Source organism: Thalassoroseus pseudoceratinae (assembly GCF_011634775.1).
GTDB classification, from domain to species: domain Bacteria; phylum Planctomycetota; class Planctomycetia; order Planctomycetales; family Planctomycetaceae; genus Thalassoroseus; species Thalassoroseus pseudoceratinae.
In genome coordinates this window covers 296,766-317,578 of record NZ_JAALXT010000005.1, presented here as the reverse complement: position 1 = coordinate 317,578, position 20,813 = coordinate 296,766, and the positions used below count along the sequence as shown (strand labels likewise).

The following is a 20,813-nucleotide window of genomic DNA, read 5'->3' as shown; positions in this document are numbered from 1 at the left end:
CACCTCTTTATACAGTGACACCGGCGTCGTCGGTGAGGGAATCCTTCAAACCTGCCAACAATGGGCGAATGACATCATTTAGCAAAGCAGTGACCTGTTCCGGGGCTCGTCCGATATACCGTTGCGGATCGAGGGCGTCGTCGAATTGGACTTTCGCGAACGCGGGGTCGCTTTGGAGACGTTCGAGCAAGTCGTTCACGCCGTCGCCTTGTTTAATGCGGCTGGCTGCTTCGTGTGAGTGGACGCGAATGCGTTCGTGGAGATCTTGCCGATCACCACCCGCTTGCACGCCGGCCATCATGATTTCCTCGGTCGCCATGAACGGAAGTTCTTCGGCCAGATGTCGCGCAATCACCGAAGGATATGCCGTGAGTCCTTTGACAATATCACCGTAGAGAATCAGCACTGCATCGATCGCCAAAAACGCTTGCGGCAACGAAAGCCGCCGGTTTGCACTGTCGTCGAGCGTGCGTTCCATCCATTGCGTGGCCATCGTTTGTTCGGCATTCGGGCCAAGACTCATCGCAAACCGCGACAGGGCACACATCCGCTCGGCTCGCATCGGGTTGCGTTTGTAGGCCATCGCGGAAGAACCGATCTGTTTGGTTTCGAACGGTTCTTCGAGTTCCTTTCGGCTTTGCAATAATCGCAAGTCGGACCCGGCTTTGTGAGCGGATTGCCCGATCCCACTGAGAGCGGCCAGCACTTGGGCGTCGACTTTCCGCGAGTACGTTTGCCCGGTGACCGCATAAGTCGTGTCGAACCCCATCCGAGCGGCTACCATTCGGTCGAGTTGCTCGACTTTCGCATGATTGCCGTCGAAAAGCTGCAAGAAGCTGGCTTGCGTGCCGGTCGTGCCTTTGACGCCTCGGAAACGGAGCCGGTCCAGACGGTGTTCGATTTCCTCGAAGTCCAAGACTAAGTCGTAACACCACAACGCAGCCCGCTTGCCGACCGTCGTCGGTTGAGCCGGTTGCAAGTGAGTGAAACCAAGACAGGGCAATGACTTGTGTTGATCGGCGAAGTCCGCGAGCGAACGGATGACAGAGCCCAGTCGTCCGCGGATTAACTGGAGACTTTCGCGGATTTGCAGGAGTTCGGTATTATCGGTGACGAAACAACTCGTCGCACCTAAGTGGATGATACCACCTGCGTTCGGGCAACGTTCCTTGTAGGTTTCGACGTGGGCCATCACATCGTGTCGGCGTTCGCGTTCGTGATGCGCGGCTCGCTCGAAGTCGATATCATCGACAGCCGCAGCGAGTTCTTCGACTTGAGATTGCTGGATATCCAAACCGAGTTCACGTTCACAGTCGGCCAACGCGACCCATAACCTCCGCCACGTGGAGTGTTTACGTTGGGCACTCCAAACTTCGCTCATCTGCCGCGACGCATACCGTGAGATCAACGGATTTTGATACTGTGTATGCCGAGATTGATCCGCCGCCATGATGGAGGCCCTTTCATCGAACGCAAAAATTAGCCGATAGATATCAATTCCGGAGCATAACCAATTCCCGAACCAGAAAAAAGTTGTCCGCAGGGCTGGCAAACCGAGTCACTGATGACTAAACTGCGTGACTTTCCTGTACCAAATCAACTGTTGGCTCGAAATTGCGATGAATTATGCCGAACTCAGTTAACGCCAAGAAAGCTCTGCGTCAAAGCCAGAAGCGTCAAGCTCGCAACCGTGCTCAACGGAGCGAACTACGTACATACGTGAAGAAAGTCCGTCTGGCAGCTGCCGGAGATGATCAGGAAGCCGCTGACAAAGCCTTCCGTGCAGCTGTGAAAAAGCTGGATCAATCCGCTGCGAAACGGCTGATTCACCCCAATGCCGCCGCTCGCACCAAGAGCCGACTTTCCAAATTGCTGAAGAAAAGCAAAGAAGCGGCCAAGTAGAAAATCGGTAATCACGATTTTACCGGCACGGTTCGTGCGAAGATTGAAGGACGCTGACGTCGATAGATCGAATGACGTCAGCTTCTTTTTTTTCAGGGAATCGTGCATGAGTCTGCCTCCGATCGGGTTGATCGGTCCTGCGATGCTTGCCGGGCAAGTTGCCGGTGGAGCCGCTGTTGCGCTGGGACGTGGGTTCGGGCAACTTCTGCAATCCGCGACCGCATCCCAAGCGAAAACCGAGTCATCCCCCACGAACACCGCGACCGCAGCCGATTTGTTGCCAGCCGGTCAATCGCTTTCCCAAAATTTCTTACGCGGTGAACTCCGGAGCTTTGCGAGTCAACTGCAAGAGCGATTGGCGTCACTGTTCCGTTCGTCAGACGAGTTCCAACTTCGGGTCGATTCCAACGGTCAAACCGAATTCAGTGGAACACAGAAGTCACAAGCCCTTTGGGATCAAGCTTTTGGGGCAGATGGTTCGCTGCAAGATCTGGTAGCCGAGATCTCCGATCGACTCAATCAGCTTGGTCCAAAGTCCGCGTTGACCGTGACCCCTTCCCGAATTGGTCTCGATCGCAATTCGGCTTGACATCGCTTCAAAGATTCCCATTTCCTTGGCCTGAGCGACCGAACAGGCTCGACCGAAGCAACCCCAACAACCGATAAAGTCGATAACACCGCTTCGGTGTTTGGGACCGGATCACGGTCTTTGGGTTCGTGGCGAATTTGGAAAGCCCCGTGGGTGATTGAATTCCACCAGGCATTCCCCGCCGATAGCCAACCGGACCTGCTCGAAACGGCTATGGGAGAAGCGAGGGCCTCCATGCAATCGACATCGCTCAAGAAGATGGTCTGTCTGCTGACACTCATCTCGACCGCTGGAGTTGTGCGGGCGGAGGAAACTCTCGCACCGATTACGGATACCCCCGTCGGCAACGCGAGCGTCTCGTTCCCGACGGACTACGAGACTGAATCGCCCATCGTTCCGGAACCTTCGGTGAACGACTGGGGAGAACATCCGCCTGAGGAAGTCTTCGAGCCACATCATGGCGAGGAACTCCACGAGCCGATTCACGAACCGCACCACGCGGAGCATCACCACGCTCACCATCATCACCACGAGTACCCGCACGAATTGGAAGAGAAGAAGGGGCGGTTTGTCATCACGCCGTTCTATCGGGAATTCGACAGTGACCTTTGGGACAACACCTTCGAAGGCATGAACGGGTTTCACGTCGGGACGACGTTTTGGAAACCCTGGCATGAGCTTGGGGGATGTTGGTTTGCTCGTCACGGGTTCAGCACGGAATTCACCTACGGTTCAATGGACGGCGAAGACGATGTGAACCTGAATGGTCAGGCTCTTAGCCCGTTTGAAACCAGCGTGTTCAACTTCCGAGTTGATGAAGCTCAGTTGTACGCGGGGACCATCGGGTTGCCTTTGGAAGTCACGCGGTATTTTGAATCCAGCGGCACACGTTGGGACTTCGGGCTGTCTCCCACGCTCAATATCGGTAATTTGAGTGCGGATATCGAAGCCAACGGATTGCGGCCGAGTGATGATCAATACGTGCTCCGCGCGGTTCCCAGTGAGAATGGTACGTTGGTCAATTTCGACATGCGATTTTGGACCGGCATTGCGTTGCCGAACGATGTGCGAGCCGGTGTGATGGGCTTCATTGGCTACGGCCAAACCGACGCGGTGTTCGGGCGAAGCGAGCAGTTCACCTCGTACGGCGGCGGGATGTATATCGACATTCCGACCCGTTTCGTTCCCCATGAATTCCCCGCGCCGGCCGGCACCTTCCAATGGTTGGAAGTCCTCTGCGGCGAACATTGATTGGCGGAATGCATCCGCTGGGGCAAACATTGCTGTCTGCTCCACTGACCAATGTTGCACAGCCTGACCAACGGATCTACGGCGACCAAATCCGCCGAGCTTGGGTGTTGAGCCAAAAGCGGTCGAGCAACTGTTCGATCGCTTCACGTCCGCGGTAGGTTTCTGTCCATCTCGCTCCGGATTTGCGATCGGTTGCGCTTCGGACTGTTACACGAATGCCAAACTCGTCCGGCAGACGTTCCGAGATGGCTGCTGCCACGGCGAGTCGAAATCGGGATTGGGGATAAATCGGCGTTTCCAACGTCTCCAGAGACCACCGGCCCAGGTTGACCGATCGCCACGGCTGAAAGTCCAATGTGTCCCCTGTTGAAGCATCCGAGATGGGAAGGTCTTTCGGGATTGATTCACGGACATCCTCCCGAATCTCCACACGCACTTGCTCCGCCCGTCCGGTGTAGACGGCCCAACTCGGCCACTCATCGAACCATCCACGTAAGGATGTCAGCGGTAGGACCAATGCCGTGACGATGGGGATCGACGCAACGAACTCTCGCGGTCGCAGTTCTTTGATGAACTGATGGCCAAATGCATCTCCGGTGCGTCTCGGGTACAACAACGCGTTTTGCCCGATGAAAAAGACGTTCCACAGCAGCACGCCCCATTCGTGTTGCAGTCCGAACGGGCCCACGAGGGCGATGAGTGTGCCATGCATGAGCCAACTTGCCCACAATCCGATTCGGCGATGGGGCCACAGAATTAACAGCAACGCCACGAGTAATTCACCCAGCGGAAACACCCACGCCGCGAGCATTTGCACTGTGTCCGGCCAATCGGCGAGTTTCGTTCCCGTCCAATCCGCGATCACGCCGAGAAACAAATTTGCGTGTTCGTGCAGAAAGCTGTAGTTCAATTTCGAAACGGCGGACCAGGCGTAAATGCTCACGGTCAACCAGCGACACCAGTGTAGTCCCGACTTGTTGGGAACCGTGATGAGCAACCACGCGATCAGCAGAAACTGCCACGCCCACGGTTGCAGGCGGTGTTGATCGAGGGAAATTAATCCCGTGAGACAGACCGCGAACACGCCCATCGCGAGTCTTCCGAACCGATCGGGTGGCGGAGAAAATAACGTCACCACCAAAGCCCCGACCACTCCGAACAGCAGCACCCAATCGACCCATCCCGGTGTTCCCGTCAGAAGTTCCAAGAACGGAATCTGTGGGAAGATGGTTTGCGGCGTCCAGAGTTTCCACGTCACCATCAACAAGGCCGCAGTGGCGATAGTCACCCAACGACTGAGACGGCGAATGGTTTGGGCTTGGGAGTCGGATTCGATTTCGGCGGTCGTGTTCATCCTTGAAACGCTATCGCCAAACCCGCTGCGACGGCAAGCCCCGCCAGCACCGCGAACGTGATTTTCACCCAACTCCACGGGCGTTCGCCTTGCACTTCACCGGTACAGGCGTTGATCGCGACTTGATAAGTTTTCTCGTTGTAGCGATAGGCCAACAACCACACCGGCAACAGCAGATGTTTGTAGGTGATCGCATCGTAGCGGGTTTCGAGCTTGTCGATGCGTTGATGATCACCGCCGATTCGGCTGTTCGTCTCCTGCCGAATCGCGGTTTCCATTTGCTTTTTCGCCAGCTCGAAACCGGGGGAAAGTTCCACGTCGTACGTCCGTGCGAGCAAACCGGCGAGCATCGGTTGATTGAACGGCACCAACTGGTCCAGCGGCCACGGTTCGAGTTCTTCGAGAATCTTTCGAGGCAGCCCACCCGACGCACAAATGATGCAATCATCGAAGAAGCGTTGGAACTTGCCGGAAACATAGGTCCAATCGGTGCGGGTTTCAGTGCGTTTGTCGTCACCATCGCCGACTTCGACGGTGTAATCATCACCGCGTTGGCCCTCGTAACGATTGAACGTGAGAGCATCGAAGGTCCAGAACGGCAAATAGACGCCAGAGAAATCACCCTTCACACCGCGTTTTCGGAACTTGTTCGGTGCGAACCACAACGATGCCACCCACGCCTTCAGATTGGATTTCGCCTGTTTCTTCTCGACTCGGAACGGCAACACGCCATCAACCGGGACACGATCGACGGCGTCGTGCACGTTCTCGCGTTGAATCGGGCTGGCACAGTACGCGCAGTCTTGGCTGGTGAGCGTGCCGATGAACACCACCGTGCCGCCACAGGAATCGCAGCGGATTTCATGCGTATCGGCCCCCGTCAAGGTGACGGCTTCGGTGTGTTGTTCGGCCAACTTCGCCAGCATGGCGTGGAAGTCTTGTTCCTCGACGGTCTTCTCCGAATCGAGTTCGATTTCCTTCGTGTGTCCACAGTACGGACATTGCAACTGTCCGACGCCAATGTGAAATTCGAGATCGGCTCCGCATTGCTCACATGGGAAAATCCGAGCTTTTCCTTCATCGGTAAGTTGCCCAGGTCGCAACGGCGGTGGTTCGGACGGGGGCGTGTTTTCGTGTTCGTTGGGTGTACTCATGGGCGTGATGGCGAATGGGAAAATTCAATTGGGTGGGCAAGTTGCCGGGTGGGTACGACTCTTCTAAACTCTCGGTATGAACGAAAAACAAACGCCCGCGGATCCCTGGTACAAGAACGGTTTGCAATTTACTTGCACCGGTTGTGGTGATTGCTGCACCGGCGATCCCGGAGTGGTCTGGGTGACCGATGAGGAACTTCAACAAATCGCGGATTACCGCGAACAAACTATCGGCGAGATTCGGTTGTTCCATACGCGGTTGCATGGTGGTCGTGTGTCGCTGACGGAATTCGCGAACGGCGATTGTACGTTCTTCGACGGTGCCACGCGACGCTGCCAGATTTATCCGGTTCGCCCCATGCAATGCCGGACATGGCCGTTTTGGAAGAGTAATCTCGAATCCGAACAGACGTGGCAGCAGGTCTGTGAAGATTGTCCGGGAGCCGGTACCGGCGAGCTGGTGACGTTGGAGGAAATCGAACACCGTTTGGAACTCGACGATGATTAACTCCCCTTCGTGTGCCACGCATGTTACCGACGACGATTCACGACCCGCAATTTTCCATCCTCGAACACTGACCGATTCGCATGACGCTGCTTCACGGCTTTGGAGATTCCGCACCGTATCGTGGCGGTTACGTGGCGATCGGCAACTTTGATGGTGTGCACCGCGGGCATCAACGCATGATCGCCACTCTCACTGGTCGTGCCCAGGCCGATGGTGTGCCCGCCGTCGTGCTGACGTTCAATCCGCACCCGATTGAATTGCTTCGTCCCGGACAAATGCCGCCGCGATTGAGCAACATCCAACGCAAAGCCGAACTCTTGACGCATTACGGCGTGGACACCGTGATTGCGTATCCGACCGATCAGGAATTGCTGTCACTTTCGCCGGAAGATTTTTTCTCGCGAATCGTCGAAACCGAACTCGATGCCCGTGGCTTGGTGGAAGGGCCAAACTTCTTTTTCGGTCGCGATCGCAAAGGTGATGTCCACACGCTTCGCGAATTGTGCGAGGCGTCCGGGCGAAGTTTGGACATCGTGGAACCGGTCTTGGATGACGATCAGATGGTGTCATCAAGTCGCATTCGGAAACTGCTTGTTGCCGGAGATGTTGCCGAGGCGGTAGAAATGTTGGGGCATCCGTATCGTATGGAAGGGCGAGTCGTCAAAGGAGCCGGACGCGGTCGCACGCTTGGTTGGCCGACGGCGAATCTTGCGGAGATCGAAACGCTTTACCCGGCGGACGGCGTGTATGCGGGGATCGCCAGAGTCGGTGAAGACGCTTACCCGGCGGCGATCCACTTGGGATCGAATCCCACGTTTCAAGAGAACACGCGGAAACTCGAGGTCCATCTCATCGGTTTTCAAGGCGATTTGTACGACCGTGTCATGGCGGTTGATCTGCTCGGTCGGGTTCGTGGAACACAGACGTTCGCCGGTCCCGAGGAGTTGCGAGATCAACTCAAGAAAGACATCGCTCAAACGCAGAGCATGGCGGAACGTTATTTGTCGCGTTAGGATGCACGCTGAATTGCGGTTTCATGGGAAGAAAGTAGGTCTTTGAGTATGAGCGTCAATTGGGAACCGTTGCGAGAAATTATCGATCAGCACCAACGGTTTCTGATCTCAAGCCACGTTCGCCCCGATGCCGATGCACTCGGCTCGGAGTTAGCGCTCGCGGCGATTCTTGAAGATCAAGACAAATCGGTGCGAATCGTTAATCCGTCGGCAACTCCGGCACACTTGGAGTTTCTCGACCCGCAAGGGAAGGTCAACAAGATCGGTCGCAACTTTACGGTTGATCAGATTTTGGATACCGAAGTGCATATCATCGTCGACACCAGCGCGTGGGTGCAGTTGGTCGATGTCGGCAAAGCACTTCGGCAGTCATCAGCGAAACGGGTCGTTATCGATCACCACATGAGTGCGGATGATTTGAATGCCGTCGAATTCAAAGATACCTCCGCCGAAGCGACCGGTGCATTGATTTTCCGCATGGCTGAAGCGTTGGGGTATCGCGTTCCGCCTTCAGTCGCCGTGCCATTGTTTTGTGCGATCGCGACCGACACGGGATGGTTCCGGTTTTCATCGACCACCGCTGAGACCATGCGGGTTATCAGCCGTTTAATTGACTTAGGCGCGCAACCACATTTAATATATCAACAGTTGTATGAGCAAAATTCGATCGGTAAAGTGCGGTTGGCGGCACGTGTTCTCTCTCGCGTGCAGCTCGAATGCGAAGGCCGGTTGGCTTGGATTCAAGTGAAACAGGAAGATTTCGAAGCTACGGAATCGACACCTGTCGACACCGAAGACTTAGTCAACGAGACGTTGAAAATCGCCGGAACGCAAGCTGCGTTCATTGCGATCGAACAACTCAACAAGACGATCAAATTTAGTTTACGTAGTCAACGTGACTTGAATGTGGCAGCCTTGGCCGAACCCTTCGGTGGTGGCGGGCACAAACAAGCTGCGGGCGCGGTTTTGCAGGGAACTCTTGACGAAGCCGTTGCCACCATGCGTGCGGCATTCCTCAAAGCGATGGAATGTTCGCCGTAACCCACGAACCCCCGCCAGACTCCCCCTGAGACAAATTGCCTCAAAAACCTCACCGTTCAGGACAGTTGCTCCGATGAATGAACCAACTTCCGAGAACCCGACGAGTGCCAAAGTCGAAACCGAAACCCAAGGCACGGTTGATCCGCTTGCGAATGACGAACCGCGACGGTTCTTCATGAAGGCGGTCATCGCCATTGGTGCCGGTGCGGTCGCGGTGTTGACTCCGCTCATTGCCGGCGTGCTGTTCTTCCTTGATCCTCTCTTGCGACGGGGAAAAGACGGCGGCGACGATGAGTTCATCAAACTCGAAACCACAGTCGACGCCCTGCCCGCCGACGGAACTCCTCAACGAGTGACGGTTTTTGCCGACCGTGTTGATGCGTGGAACAAGTTCCTACATCAGCAAATCGGCTCGGTCTATGTTCGCAAAATTGGTGACCAGGTCATTGTGTTCAACGCGACCTGTCCGCACCTCGGTTGTGGCGTGGATTACCGCCCCACCACCCAAGATTTCTTCTGTCCCTGTCACACGAGCGCTTTCGACTTGGACGGCCAAAAGAAGAACGACATTCCGCCGCGTGCGATGGATGTCCTGGAAGCGGAAATTCGCAACAAAACCGAAATCTGGGTGCACTACCAAGACTTCCGAGCGGCTACTGAAGAAAAGATTCCCGTATGACTAGTAAGAACCTTCTCGGACGGTTGGCTGACTGGTTGGATCACCGCGTCGGCACTCGTCACTTGGTGCATGAAGCGCTCTACGAACGCATTCCCGGCGGCTCGCGGTGGCGATATGTCTGGGGCAGCACGTTGGTCTACACGTTCACCGTGCAGTTCATCACGGGGATTTTCCTGTGGACCGCGTACAGCCCGAGTGCCAGCACGGCTTGGGAAAGTGTGTACTACATCAACAACGTGATGTACCTCGGTCATCTCGTCCGCGGCATTCACCACTTCGCCGCCCAAGCGATGGTCGTGTTGATGGCCTTGCACCTGATGCAAATCATCATCGACGGTGCCTACAAAGCCCCGCGCGAGATCAACTTCTGGCTCGGTTTGGTGCTGATGCTGCTTGTCTTCGGATTTTCGTTGACGGGGTATCTGCTGCCATGGGATCAGAAGGGATATTACGCCACGCAAGTCTCGACGAAGATCGCCGGTGCGACGCCGGTGATCGGGAATGAAGTCCAAACGGTTATCCAAGGTGGACCGAAATACGGACACCAAACTCTCACCCGGTTCTTTGCGTTGCACGTCGGCGTGTTACCGGTGTTGCTGATTGCGTTTTTGGGGCTGCACTTGTACGTCTTCCGGCGACACGGCATCACCCCCGCCGACCCGGACCACGCACCGACAACAACCTTCTGGCCGGATCAAGTCCTCAAAGATGCCGTGGCGTGTCTGGCGGTGTTGGCGACGGTCGTGTTCTTCGCCGTTTACTTCGGAGCGGAACTCAGTGCGCCGGCGAATCCGTCCGAACCATACTCGGCTGCCCGTCCGGAATGGTACTACTTGTTCCTGTTCCGTTTCCTGCGATACGAATGGGTTGAGCATCTCGGTTTGGCGTTCGGAGCAATTTACTTTCCCGGTTTCCTGTTCACAATCCTGATTGCAATGCCTTTGATCGCCCATATCAAGGGCGGTCACATGTTCAACAAGATCTATATGTGGCTGGTGGTAGTCGGCATTGTCTTTCTGACCGGTTTGGCGATGTACGAAGACAAGAACGACATCGAACACCAACTCGCGTTGCAGGATGCTCACATCGACGGCGAACGTGTGCAGGAACTCGCTGCATTGCCTCGGAAGATTCCCGTCGAGGGAGCTGTCTCGCTGCTCGCGAACGATCCGTTCACACAAGGGCCGAAAATCTTCGCCAAGCAGTGTGCGGCGTGTCACCGTTGGAACGGTCACGATGGTCGCCGACGGTTCGTGCTCTCCACGGTTGCCGATGGCGACGACGTGAAACAAATTCTCACGCCGCCCACCGCTGCCGACCTGGGCGACTTCGGCACACGTGAATGGACGACGAATATCCTGCTCAACTACGACGAGGTTTTCGCCCCGCTCAAGAATGCCGGGTGGTACCAGCAAGCCAAAGCCGATGACGATTTAGGCTCCGTCCCCGGTCCAGGTGAATCGGAGATGAGTGATTATCTTGCGGAGAATCACGAGTACCTCAGCAGTAACGAAAAAGACGTGCAAGCCATCGTCGAATACTTCGCCAAGATTTCCGAACGGAAAGACTTGGAACCAATCGACGAAAAACTTGCCGCCCGTGGGGAAGCCATCGTGACTGGCGACGCGGACGGACTCTCTTACAGTTGCTTCGACTGTCATCACCAGACACTCGACGAAGCCGACTCCTATGGTTACCCGTCGTTGCACAAATACGGTTCGGTTGAGTGGCTGAAGGACTTCATCACCAACCCCGGCAGTGGCAACCACTACGGCGACTCAAATCAAATGCCGGCGTACACGCCCGATCGGCTTTCCCCGCATGATCTCGACATGCTCACCCGCTGGATGGTCGGCGATTACGACGAAACCGAAATCGAACTCCCACCCGTCATGACACCCGCCGGCGTGGAGATTGAAGAATCGACCGAAAAAAACACGGAGGATGGAGAATAGCGGACGGCAACAAAGTCGTTGGGAACGCGTCCGATCTCGCGACCAACAAGAACGCTTGGGACATGCCATCCGCTGATCTCTCGAATTCAGATTTCTGTGATCCGAAGAGGTCAAACTGGCGTTTGCAAATTGAGACGATGCACGGTCGAGGGGAGCGTTCCGTTCGACCGTCCTTTTCGGGAGCGTTGAAATCTGAATTACGGGGAGTGTGTATGTTCAATCTGATGTTTAGTATCTTCCCGATTCTTTTCGTCGTTGTGTTTGGTTTCATCATTTACATGTCGTTCCGCACGTTCTCAACATCGGGGCAGATCTTTCGGCTCGCGCAACAGCGGATGAAACAAGAGTTGGAAGCCAGCCAACCCAAGCCGCCGCGAAATTGCGACTATTGCGGCTCATCTCTCGAACCGGATGAAACCGAGTGTCACGATTGCGGTGCCGATGTGACACATGACAACAAAGGGTAACGATGAAGATAGCCGTCACCGGTGCGACAGGGTTTATCGGTCAGTACATCGTTCGTCGACTCGTTGAGTCCGGTCACACCTGTCGATGTTGGTTTCGCCCGACGAGTGACCGCAGCGGTTTGAAGTCCGTTGCCGACTCGGTCCAATGGGTCGAAGGCGAACTCGCTGGCGGTGCGGAAACCGAGTTCGTCAGTGGTTGCGAGGCGATCGTGCATGCCGCGTTGTATCATCCTGGTGGTGGTTTCCGTGGTGGCGAGGGCGATCTGATCGACTTCGCGACGAAGAATATCATCGGTAGCTTGCAGCTCATCCAAGCCGCTCGCGAAGCCGATGCAAAACGCTTCGTGTTTGTCTCGACGTGTGCGGTCCATGAAAAAATCCTCGACGATCGCCCGCTCGACGAAGCCCACCCGTTGTGGGCGACCAGTCATTACGGTGCTCACAAAGCCGCCATCGAAAAGTTCGTGCATAGCTTTGGACTCGGCGAAGGTTTCCCGATTTGTGCGGTCCGACCGACCGGCGTTTATGGCGTTATGCAAGACGTCGCCCGTAGCAAATGGTTCCCGCTCATCAAACGGATCGTGGCTGGCAAAGACGTCCGCTGTGAAGGTGGTGGCAAGGAAGTGCACGCTGGCGATGTCGCCAAAGCGATCGACGTGTTACTGAATGCCGACGAGGATCAAATCATCGGCGAAGCGTTCAGCTGTTACGATCGCTACGTCTCCGAATACGAAGTGGCGACGCTTGCCAAGGAACTCACCGGTAGTTCCAGCCGAATTCATGGCGAACCAAAGTCCCCCAAGAACCAAATCGTCACCGAAAAAATCCGTGCACTCGGGATGGAGTTCGGCGGCGAACCGCTCTTGCGAAAGACGATCGAACAACTCGCCCAAGCGACTCGGACGTCCTAGCGGCCCGATGAAAATTCTGATTCGTGTGCCACTGGCGTCTCGTCAGTGCGATGACCCCGAACGCATCCCCTGTATAGCACGGCTGACACAACCGTGGCACACAAGTTCAATCGGCGATATTTCGAGATCGCATCAACTATCCTTGAACCGTTGACGACTCGCAAGCCGTCTGCCACGATGCGTGATGAAGCTGGCAATGCACGATCCTTGTGAGGAATGACGATGAGTGCTCACTCAGTCCATCGACGATGCAGCATGGCAGTTCTGTTCGCGGTCTGGACGTGTTGCGGATCAGGAACGGCGGCGGAGCCTGAACGCGGTCCGTTGGCCGGGCATGATGGCATCGCGTACGCCGTCGCCTTCACCCCCGATGGTCAATGGATCGCGACCGCTGGGTTTGACGACACTTGCAAACTCTGGGACGCCAACACACGCGAAGCGGTCCGCACGATGGAAGGCCATTCCGGAATCGTGTTGTGTATCGCGGCCTCTCCGGACGGCACGCAACTCGCCTCCGGTTCGGGGGATCGTTATATCAAGTTGTGGGACGTGCCCAAACGCTCGGCGATTCGTTCACAAGACGTACCTGGCGGCGGAGTCGTGGCACTTGATCGTAACGGAGATGGCAAACGACTGGTGACCGGCGGGCAAGACAAAATTGTCCGAATCTGGGAAGTGGTCGACGATGGCACTCTGAAACAATTGCACGAATTCACGGGCCACACGGCCGCAATCACGCGTGTGGCATTTCGTTCGGACTCGCAGCAAGTGGCTTCCGCCGACACCAGCGGCGTGATTCGCGTGTTCAATGCCGACAATGGCGACCTGCAAAGTGTCATCGGAGCCCACTCAACGAAAATCGTCGGGCTCAGCTTCGCTTCCAACAACTCGTACTTAATGAGTGCTTCGCAAGACGGAACCGTCAAGCGGTGGCCGAATAAGTTCCCCGAACACAGCGAGTTCACCGGGCATGAGGGAACTGTGCGAGTGATCGCAATCAATCCAAACGGTGATCGAATCGCGTCAGCCGCCGATGACAAGACCGTGCGAATTTGGAATCAACGTGATGGCAAGGAACTCCAGGTTCTTAAAGACTTGAAAGAACCAGTGACGACGATCGCCTACAGCAGCAATAGTGCTCAACTCGTGACCGGATCGGTCGACAAGATCGCGCGGCTGTTCGACCCGAACAACGGAAATTTGATCAAAGAATACCCCGCCCAAGCCGCTGCCATTACTTCGGTGAGTATGCATCCGAATCGGCAGGAGTTGGCGTCCGCGGATGCCAGCGGTGTCGTCAAGATTTTCAAGACCGAAGACGCCAGCGAACTCCGCACACTCACCGGGCATCAAGGCCGTGTCACGCGAGTGGCTTACTCGCCGAACAGTCAGACGATCGTCACCGGCGGCGTCGACAAGACCGTTCGCGTGTGGAGTACGAGTGACGGGAAAGAACAACGCAAAATTGATGTCGGCACGCCGGTCCATGCGGTTGGTGTTTCGTGGAACAGTTCTCAGATTGCGGCGGCGGGCGATGACGGAGCGATTCGCATCTACAACCTTGGCGATGGAAAACTCGTGCAGACGTTTCCCGGGTTTGGCAAGCCAGTTCATTCGGTGTATTTCAGTCGGGACAGTCAACGTCTCGTCTCCACCGATGACGATCGAGCGACAGTATGGGAATCGAAAACCGGTAATGCGTTGCAACACTTCGTGCATCATTCCCAAGCCGTCACCGATGCCGTTCTTGCGAATGATCATCGCACCGTGATTACAAGCGGTGCTGACAACTTGCTGCACAAGGACATGGTCTCCGTCACGTTCACGCATCAAGCAGATGAAGAGCGGATCGATGCGTTCTCGATTTCCCCCAACAGTTCCTACCATTTCACAACGGGGCCGAACAGCGGGCTCGTCATGTGGAATGCCGGCAATGGCAGTGAGATTCGCAAGTTCGAGGGCTTTGAAGGAACAGTGACCAGTGTGGTGATGAGTCCCAACAGTCGACAAGTCGCCGCCGGTGCCGGTCAGCATCTTTATCTCTGGGATGCGAACAGTCGACAGATGCAGTTCAAAAACACTACGCCAACCGAAACCACGCAGTTGGCGTTCAGCCCAGACAGTAAAAAACTGATCGCGGTTGGAGCGGACGTCAAGATTCGCAGTTTCGATCCCTCGCCGCTCAACCCGCAACCCGCTGAACCACCGTCACGCGATCCCGCTCAGATCATGTCCGGGCATGGAAAGACCGTGACCAGCATCGTCTTCCAACCGGACAACCAAACCGCGTGGACGTCGAGTGCGGATGGCACGATCAAGGCATGGTCCGTCGCCGCCACCGGTCAGGTGGCCGACTTAAGGGGGCATTCGGCGGGTGTTTACGGGCTCGCGTTCTCGCCGGACGGCAAATACCTTGCATCCGCCTCGGCCGACAAAACCGTGCGGCTGTGGGACCTTGAAAAGAAGAGTCAAATCAAGACGCTTTCCACACAAGACGAAGCGGTTTACGCACTGGCTTTCAGCCCCGATAGCACGCATCTGCTGACCGGCGGTGGCGACAAAACCGTGCGGCTGCTCAATGTCGAAACCGGCGCGGAAGTTCGGCGGTACAACGGTCCGCGACATGCGATCTACGCCGTCGCCTTCCGTGACGACGGTCGACAAATCGCCGCCGGTGGTGTGGGTTTGGGGAACGACCGCACCGTGTTTCTTTGGGACACCGATAACCCCGATCCGCTCCAAGAATTCAGCGGCCACAAGGACGACATCTACTCCGTGCAGTTTAACAAATCCGGTACGCGGCTGATCACCACCGGTTACGCGGGCGGACTACACGTCTGGTTGCCGGGCAATCCCGCACCGGTTTACTCGCAGGATTTCCCACAGGTGACGTATCTCAGTCGTCTCTCGCCCGACGGCACCCACCTCGTGATGCCCGCCGACGATGGCAAAGCGTATTTCGTCAACATTCCCGAAGATCAACGGTGAGGAAACTCAGCTTGATCGGCTCGGGTGAAACCCGATGACCAATGGGAAGGGCGTGGGTTCCGTGTTCGCCGTGCCCATCGGTTCGCTCTAGGGCGTGCCACCCGCACGCCATATCGTTCATGTGCACCGGTTCTTCAGTTTCTCTTCAAATTCATGGACAAAACCAGTTTCGTCCCAACAAGCAAGGCCGTACTTATCTGCTACTAGTGAGAGAACGTATAGGAGAGCTAAGAGAAGCCCAAACATCGAATGGATCTGTTCAAAGGTGATTTTCTCATTGGTATCGTCATGCACAATTCGATTTCGCAGTTCTTTCAGGCTCTTCAAGTCCTCAACCAACGACAACTTTGTCTTGATGTTACACTCGGCCAAGAGTCGTTTCATTATTTTGTCGGGTTCACCAGCCCCTATGATCGATGCAGCTTGGTCAGCAAGCGTTGAGAGTAGCTCTTCTCTTGAGCCCGTCTGAACCACATCAGCAAGCGGCACCTGAGCAAATTTCTTGTTGTCTGGTGGCAATACTTGATGCATTCGGTCCGGTTGCGCGAGAAAAACGTGACGAAAAAAATCTGTCACTATAAGTTGAGTGTAAGTTGCAGCAAGTACAACCATCTGCCGCATGTAGACATCCCTCGCGATGTCCATCTCTCCGCGCAAGTATTCGTCACTTGCCGAATCATTTAAGCACCATGCAGCAGTATTGGATAGATAGGAGATTCCTTTCAGCCGCGGCTTCAGAAAAGAAACAGTATCCTCGTCAGCCAGCATTGATTGCAGAATGTCTATCGGCGCCAAAGCTTGATGGATGCGTACGCTCCACGCATCAAGGCAAAACGGAGACATCGCGACGGTCATCCAACCACAATTCTGGCATTCGTAGAGTACGCTATTTGAATCTAACGTCGCCATTACATGATCACTACTACATTCAGGACAGTTGTCGTACAACATTGTTGTAATTCCGCTTTTGAAGAGCTGTTTACCTACCAATTATGGAGAGAAGGAGAGAAAACCTGTTCAGCAGGTTCGTCGTTTTTCACAGGACGGTTGAGCAATTTATCGAATCGTTCGATGTGTATTTGTCGAATTCTAGTTTCTTGACTTCTGTCACAAATCCAATGCAATCTGATTCATATTTGCAGAGAACCACTCAAGTAGCACGACATCATCAACGGAGGGACGTGGACGCCGTGCTCGCCATGCCCATCGCTTCGTTCTGGGGCGTATCACCTGTATCGTGAAATTCGGGTTGATCCAATCCTGAAAGATTCCTAGTATCCCGCGATTTTCCAGTTGGCCGCTTGGGGGGACTCCGGCGGCGTGATGCCAAAATCGCGAGATTTCTTGAGTCAGCAGGAGGCTGCCGTGATCGAATTGACCCAATGGATGGAATCGTTCGCCGTTCACCAGAAACCCTGGTTGATTCTCGGCAAAGGCCCGACTTTCTCGGAATTCAAGAACGTCGATGCCTCCGAATACAACACGCTGTCGCTGAATCACGTCGTTCGACAGACCAAAGTTGACGTCGCTCACATGATTGACGCCGACGTCGCGGAAGACTGTGCCGACGAACTTTACAACAATTGTCAATATCTGGTCATGCCTTGGCATCCGCATGTCAAAAATGATCCGACTTCGAAAACCCTGGCCGACTTCGTTGCCGAAATCCCGGTTCTGAAGAAACTCGACGAAGAAAACCGGCTCGTCTGGTACAACCTTTCGTCCGCGAAACCGAAGGACAACTCGCCGACGATTCAGGCGAAATTCTTCAGTGCCGAAGCGGCGTTGAATATCCTCGGCCAAGCCGGTGTGAAGAAAGTTCGCTCGCTGGGTGTCGACGGCGGACGCGGTTACAGCGGTGCATTTGCCGATCTCGAAACCAAGACGATGCTCGCCAACGGACACGGCAGCTTCGACAACCAAACCGCCGAGATCAACGCGATTTCAAAGAAATGGGGCATCGATTACGCTCCGCTGTCCGAACCGATGCGGGTGTTTGTCGGCACCGATGAATCGCAAATGGTCGCCACGCGGGTGTTGGAATACTCCATCCGCAAGTTCGCCACGCGACCGGTCACGGTGCATCCGATGCTCAACCTGCCGATCCCGAAACCCAAGCATCACAAGAACCGCGGCCGCACCGGTTTTTCGTTCGCTCGCTTCGTGATTCCGGAACTCTGTGGGTATCGCGGTCGGGGTCTCTACACCGATGCGGACATGCAAGTCTTCACCGACTTGGCAGAATTGTGGGACATCCCGTTCAACGAACAACGCATCCTTTGCACCAACCAACCGGAAACGCCGAAGGCTTGGCAGAAACCGGGTCAGCACTTCCATCCCGGTCGTCAAATGAGCGTGATGTTGCTCGACTGCGAACGCTTGGATTGGAAGATCGATGAGATCATCAAGGGCATGGATGACGAGAAATACACTTATCAAGATTTGCTCTTTGAGATGTGTATTGTCCCCGAAAATGAAATCGCCGACCGCATTCCGCCAGAGTGGAATTGCTTGGAGTGGTGGGAAAAAGACGTCAGTAAACTGACGCACTACACCGTCGTGCCAACGCAGCCGTGGAAGAACGACGAAAACCCGCTGCGTCACGTCTGGGAAGAAGATTACCGAGCCGCCGTTGCTGCGGGTGCGGTCGATGCGAAGGAAGTTCTTTCCGGAATTCGCGCAGGCCACTTGAAGGAATCGCTCAAAGACGCCTTCAGTCAAGACGCCTGGGAAGCCGCTGTCGCTGCCATGCCGGAACCCGTGGTCGAGGAGCCAGTCGCGAAAGCTGCTCCGCCGGCACCGATGGGCATCGGTCGGATGAAGCAACTCGTTGGCAAAGCGATTCGCAATCCTGGCAAAGCGATCAACCGGATTCTCGGTCGCCGCGCTGCCTAATGGGTTTTCGATCGAGTGATCGAACAACTCTCAGTTGACGAATGTCACTACAGGAAGTTGCATCACGGTGAGGAACCGGATGGCATGCCCTCGGCTTTAAGTGGGCATGAATGGATAATCGAACGTCGCTGGCCCATGCCCACACTAAGCTGTGGGCATGTCGCCCAAGCCCTGATTGCACCGAGGGCTGCGAGAGATTGTCGTCGCCATATGCAATTTCCTGCATTGTTAGTTTACCTAGCAGTGCAAGACACCAGCCGACCGCGAGTCTCTGGAAACACTGTTGGACGAGCGGGCAGTGGCACCCCATGCTGGGGAAGGGAGAAAACATCGGATGACGGATTCCACCCCAAACCCTAGCCGACTCCGGCGAGCCGCTTCGCGTCTCAAGTCGGCGACCATGCAACACGGACTTGCGGTCGTTCCCCGTGGTGTGGGTTATGTGAAGCGACGTGTTTCCGCCAGTGTCAAACATCGGTTGGGCATGACTGCCGACGCCGCACCGCGTCGCACACTCACATCCGCCGAAAAAATCGAACTGCAACAACGTGCCGACTCGCTCCGCGATGCACCGTCGGTGCAGTTGATCGTCTTGGGTGACCAATCTCAGAAGGCCGCTTGGAAGCAAACCCAGCGGTCTTTGAAACAGATCATCTATCCCTGGCTCGACATTCAAACCGGTCACACTCCCGATCAACTCTTGTCGGGGAGCAACGCGGATTTCGTCGGTTTTGTCGAGATCGGTGATGAAGTCTCGCCAGATGCACTCATCGAATTCGCGGAGGCGATCAGTGAGAATGCCGAGTGCGATCTAATCTACGGCGACGAAAACCGCATCAGCAAAGGCAATCGCGAACACAGTCCGTGGCACAAACCGAGTTGGTCGCCGGAACTACTGTTGTCACAGAATTACCTAAGTCGTTTGACACTCATGCGGACGGCTTGCGTGCGGAAAATCGGCGGCCCGTGTGCGGAAGCCGGAGCGGCGTGGGAATACGATTTGTTGTTGCGAGTTGGCGAGGTGGCACGTTCGGTCGTGCGTGTGCCGGAGATCGTTTATCACCGACATGACGTTCACGGCAGCGGCGATCCGATGCAAACTTCGGACGAGATGAGTCGGGATGCTCGAAAGGTTGCGAAGTCGGCACTCACCAGACGCTACATGACTGGTACTGTGGAGCCGACCGATCTGCCGAACACGCATGCGCTCCATGTGCGTCCGCAGCGACGCGATCGTGTGTCGATTGTCATTCCCACTCGTGATCGAGCCGGGTTGCTCAAGGCGTGTGTCGAAAGTGTGCTCGCGGAGACGGCTTATCCGAATCTCGAAGTCATTATCGCCGACAACGATAGCTGCGAAGCGGAAACGCTTGAGCTGTTCGAATCCTGGGCCAGCGATGTGCGAATCCGCATGGTGCCCGTGCCGGGGGAATTCAATTTCTCACGCGTGGTCAATGCGGGCGTGGCAGCGAGCAACAGCCCGTATCTGGTGCTGCTCAACAATGACATGACGATCATTGCCCCGAATTGGTTGGATGTGATTGTCGCGTGGTTGGATCAGTCGGAAGTCGGCATTGTCGGGGCGAAGTTGAATTTCCCGAACGATACCATTCAGCACGCCGGGATCATCATGCGAGGTGACGGACCGGGACCGAAACCGGCGTTTCACCATCTCAAATTCCAACCGCACGATGCCCCCGGTCCGTTCGGGATGCTGAAGACGACTCGCAATTACTCGGCCGTCACCGGGGCGTGTCTCGCCGTGACGCGGAAGGTCTGGGACGAAGTCGACGGGTTCGACGAACGTCTTGCGGTCGCCTACAACGATGTCGATTTCTGCTTGTCGGTGCGGGAAGCCGGTTATCGGATCGTCTACAGTCCGCAGGTGGAACTCTATCACCACGAATCCGCCTCACGCGGCACCGACAAATCCGACAATCCCCGTTGGCAACGTGAACAGCAAACCATGCTGAATAAGTGGGGCGAGAAACTCGGCCGCGATCCGTTCTACAATCCGAATCTGACGCTCACCAACTCTCAGTGCGGCGTGCGAGACTTCACCAAAGAACCCCGCACCGATCGCCCGCAACGACGAGCCGCGTGAGT

General features: G+C 55.6%; 17 protein-coding genes. 13 read left to right on the top strand and 4 right to left on the bottom strand.

The window, feature by feature from the left end:
• Window positions 1-7: 7 nt before the first annotated feature.
• Complete coding sequence (purB, locus tag G6R38_RS19040) at window positions 8-1,450, bottom strand: adenylosuccinate lyase (protein WP_166829944.1); 1,443 nt, start codon at window positions 1,448-1,450, stop codon at window positions 8-10.
• A 176-nt stretch (window positions 1,451-1,626) separates the two neighbouring features.
• Between purB and rpsT the strand changes: the two genes are divergently transcribed.
• The 3 genes from rpsT to G6R38_RS19025 all read left to right on the top strand — a co-directional run bounded on the left by rpsT (window position 1,627) and on the right by G6R38_RS19025 (window position 3,742).
• The gene (gene rpsT, locus G6R38_RS19035; RefSeq protein WP_166829941.1) at window positions 1,627-1,902 is read left to right on the top strand and encodes a 30S ribosomal protein S20; all 276 of its coding nucleotides are present in this window, start codon (window positions 1,627-1,629) and stop codon (window positions 1,900-1,902) included.
• 106 nt (window positions 1,903-2,008) lie between these two features.
• A complete protein-coding gene (locus G6R38_RS19030; RefSeq protein ID WP_166829938.1) occupies window positions 2,009-2,491 on the top strand; it encodes a hypothetical protein in 483 nt (160 codons plus the stop codon).
• Between the two features lie 153 nt (window positions 2,492-2,644).
• Window positions 2,645-3,742 (top strand): hypothetical protein, encoded by a 1,098-nt coding sequence (locus tag G6R38_RS19025; protein WP_166829935.1) that lies wholly within the window; start codon window positions 2,645-2,647, stop codon window positions 3,740-3,742.
• Window positions 3,743-3,818: 76 nt separating this feature from the next.
• Here the strand turns inward: G6R38_RS19025 and G6R38_RS19020 are convergent, their stop codons facing one another.
• Both G6R38_RS19020 and G6R38_RS19015 read right to left on the bottom strand, forming a co-directional pair.
• A complete protein-coding gene (locus tag G6R38_RS19020; RefSeq protein WP_166829932.1) occupies window positions 3,819-5,096 on the bottom strand; it encodes a MauE/DoxX family redox-associated membrane protein in 1,278 nt (425 codons plus the stop codon).
• Window positions 5,093-6,250 (bottom strand): hypothetical protein, encoded by a 1,158-nt coding sequence (locus tag G6R38_RS19015; protein WP_166829901.1) that lies wholly within the window; start codon window positions 6,248-6,250, stop codon window positions 5,093-5,095. Before G6R38_RS19015 ends, G6R38_RS19020 begins: the two co-directional genes overlap by 4 nt.
• Window positions 6,251-6,326: 76 nt before the next feature.
• Here G6R38_RS19015 and G6R38_RS19010 point away from each other — a divergent pair, with 76 nt between their 5' ends.
• The 8 genes from G6R38_RS19010 (at window position 6,327) to G6R38_RS18975 (ending at window position 15,812) form a co-directional block, all read left to right on the top strand.
• Window positions 6,327-6,758: a YkgJ family cysteine cluster protein gene (locus tag G6R38_RS19010; RefSeq protein ID WP_166829898.1), complete on the top strand. Its 432-nt coding sequence runs from the start codon at window positions 6,327-6,329 to the stop codon at window positions 6,756-6,758.
• A gap of 80 nt (window positions 6,759-6,838) precedes the next feature.
• The gene (locus G6R38_RS19005; RefSeq protein WP_166829895.1) at window positions 6,839-7,771 is read left to right on the top strand and encodes a bifunctional riboflavin kinase/FAD synthetase; all 933 of its coding nucleotides are present in this window, start codon (window positions 6,839-6,841) and stop codon (window positions 7,769-7,771) included.
• A 48-nt stretch (window positions 7,772-7,819) separates the two neighbouring features.
• Window positions 7,820-8,812, top strand: coding sequence for a DHH family phosphoesterase (locus G6R38_RS19000; RefSeq protein WP_166829892.1), 993 nt, complete (start codon window positions 7,820-7,822; stop codon window positions 8,810-8,812).
• A 73-nt stretch (window positions 8,813-8,885) separates the two neighbouring features.
• Window positions 8,886-9,491 carry a Rieske 2Fe-2S domain-containing protein gene (locus G6R38_RS18995; RefSeq protein WP_166829889.1) on the top strand — a complete coding sequence of 202 codons (606 nt, stop codon included), beginning with the start codon at window positions 8,886-8,888 and terminating at the stop codon, window positions 9,489-9,491.
• The gene (locus tag G6R38_RS18990) at window positions 9,488-11,446 is read left to right on the top strand and encodes a cytochrome b (protein WP_166829886.1); all 1,959 of its coding nucleotides are present in this window, start codon (window positions 9,488-9,490) and stop codon (window positions 11,444-11,446) included. Before G6R38_RS18995 ends, G6R38_RS18990 begins: the two co-directional genes overlap by 4 nt.
• A gap of 212 nt (window positions 11,447-11,658) precedes the next feature.
• Entirely contained in the window at window positions 11,659-11,913 is a 255-nt protein-coding gene (locus G6R38_RS18985) for a hypothetical protein (protein WP_166829883.1), read from the top strand.
• 2 nt (window positions 11,914-11,915) lie between these two features.
• Complete coding sequence (locus G6R38_RS18980) at window positions 11,916-12,824, top strand: NAD-dependent epimerase/dehydratase family protein (protein WP_166829880.1); 909 nt, start codon at window positions 11,916-11,918, stop codon at window positions 12,822-12,824.
• A gap of 222 nt (window positions 12,825-13,046) precedes the next feature.
• Window positions 13,047-15,812 (top strand): WD40 repeat domain-containing protein, encoded by a 2,766-nt coding sequence (locus G6R38_RS18975; RefSeq protein WP_166829877.1) that lies wholly within the window; start codon window positions 13,047-13,049, stop codon window positions 15,810-15,812.
• Window positions 15,813-15,929: 117 nt separating this feature from the next.
• On the opposite strand, the gene G6R38_RS18970 is transcribed toward G6R38_RS18975, so the two are convergent.
• Complete coding sequence (locus G6R38_RS18970; RefSeq protein WP_166829874.1) at window positions 15,930-16,667, bottom strand: hypothetical protein; 738 nt, start codon at window positions 16,665-16,667, stop codon at window positions 15,930-15,932.
• A gap of 510 nt (window positions 16,668-17,177) precedes the next feature.
• Between G6R38_RS18970 and G6R38_RS18965 the strand changes: the two genes are divergently transcribed.
• Together G6R38_RS18965 and G6R38_RS18960 are read left to right on the top strand one after the other, a co-directional pair.
• Window positions 17,178-18,707 (top strand): glycosyltransferase, encoded by a 1,530-nt coding sequence (locus G6R38_RS18965; RefSeq protein ID WP_166829871.1) that lies wholly within the window; start codon window positions 17,178-17,180, stop codon window positions 18,705-18,707.
• 334 nt (window positions 18,708-19,041) lie between these two features.
• On the top strand, window positions 19,042-20,811 hold the full coding sequence (locus G6R38_RS18960; protein ID WP_166829868.1) for a glycosyltransferase family 2 protein: 1,770 nt from the start codon (window positions 19,042-19,044) through the stop codon (window positions 20,809-20,811).
• The last annotated feature ends 2 nt before the right edge of the window (window positions 20,812-20,813 follow it).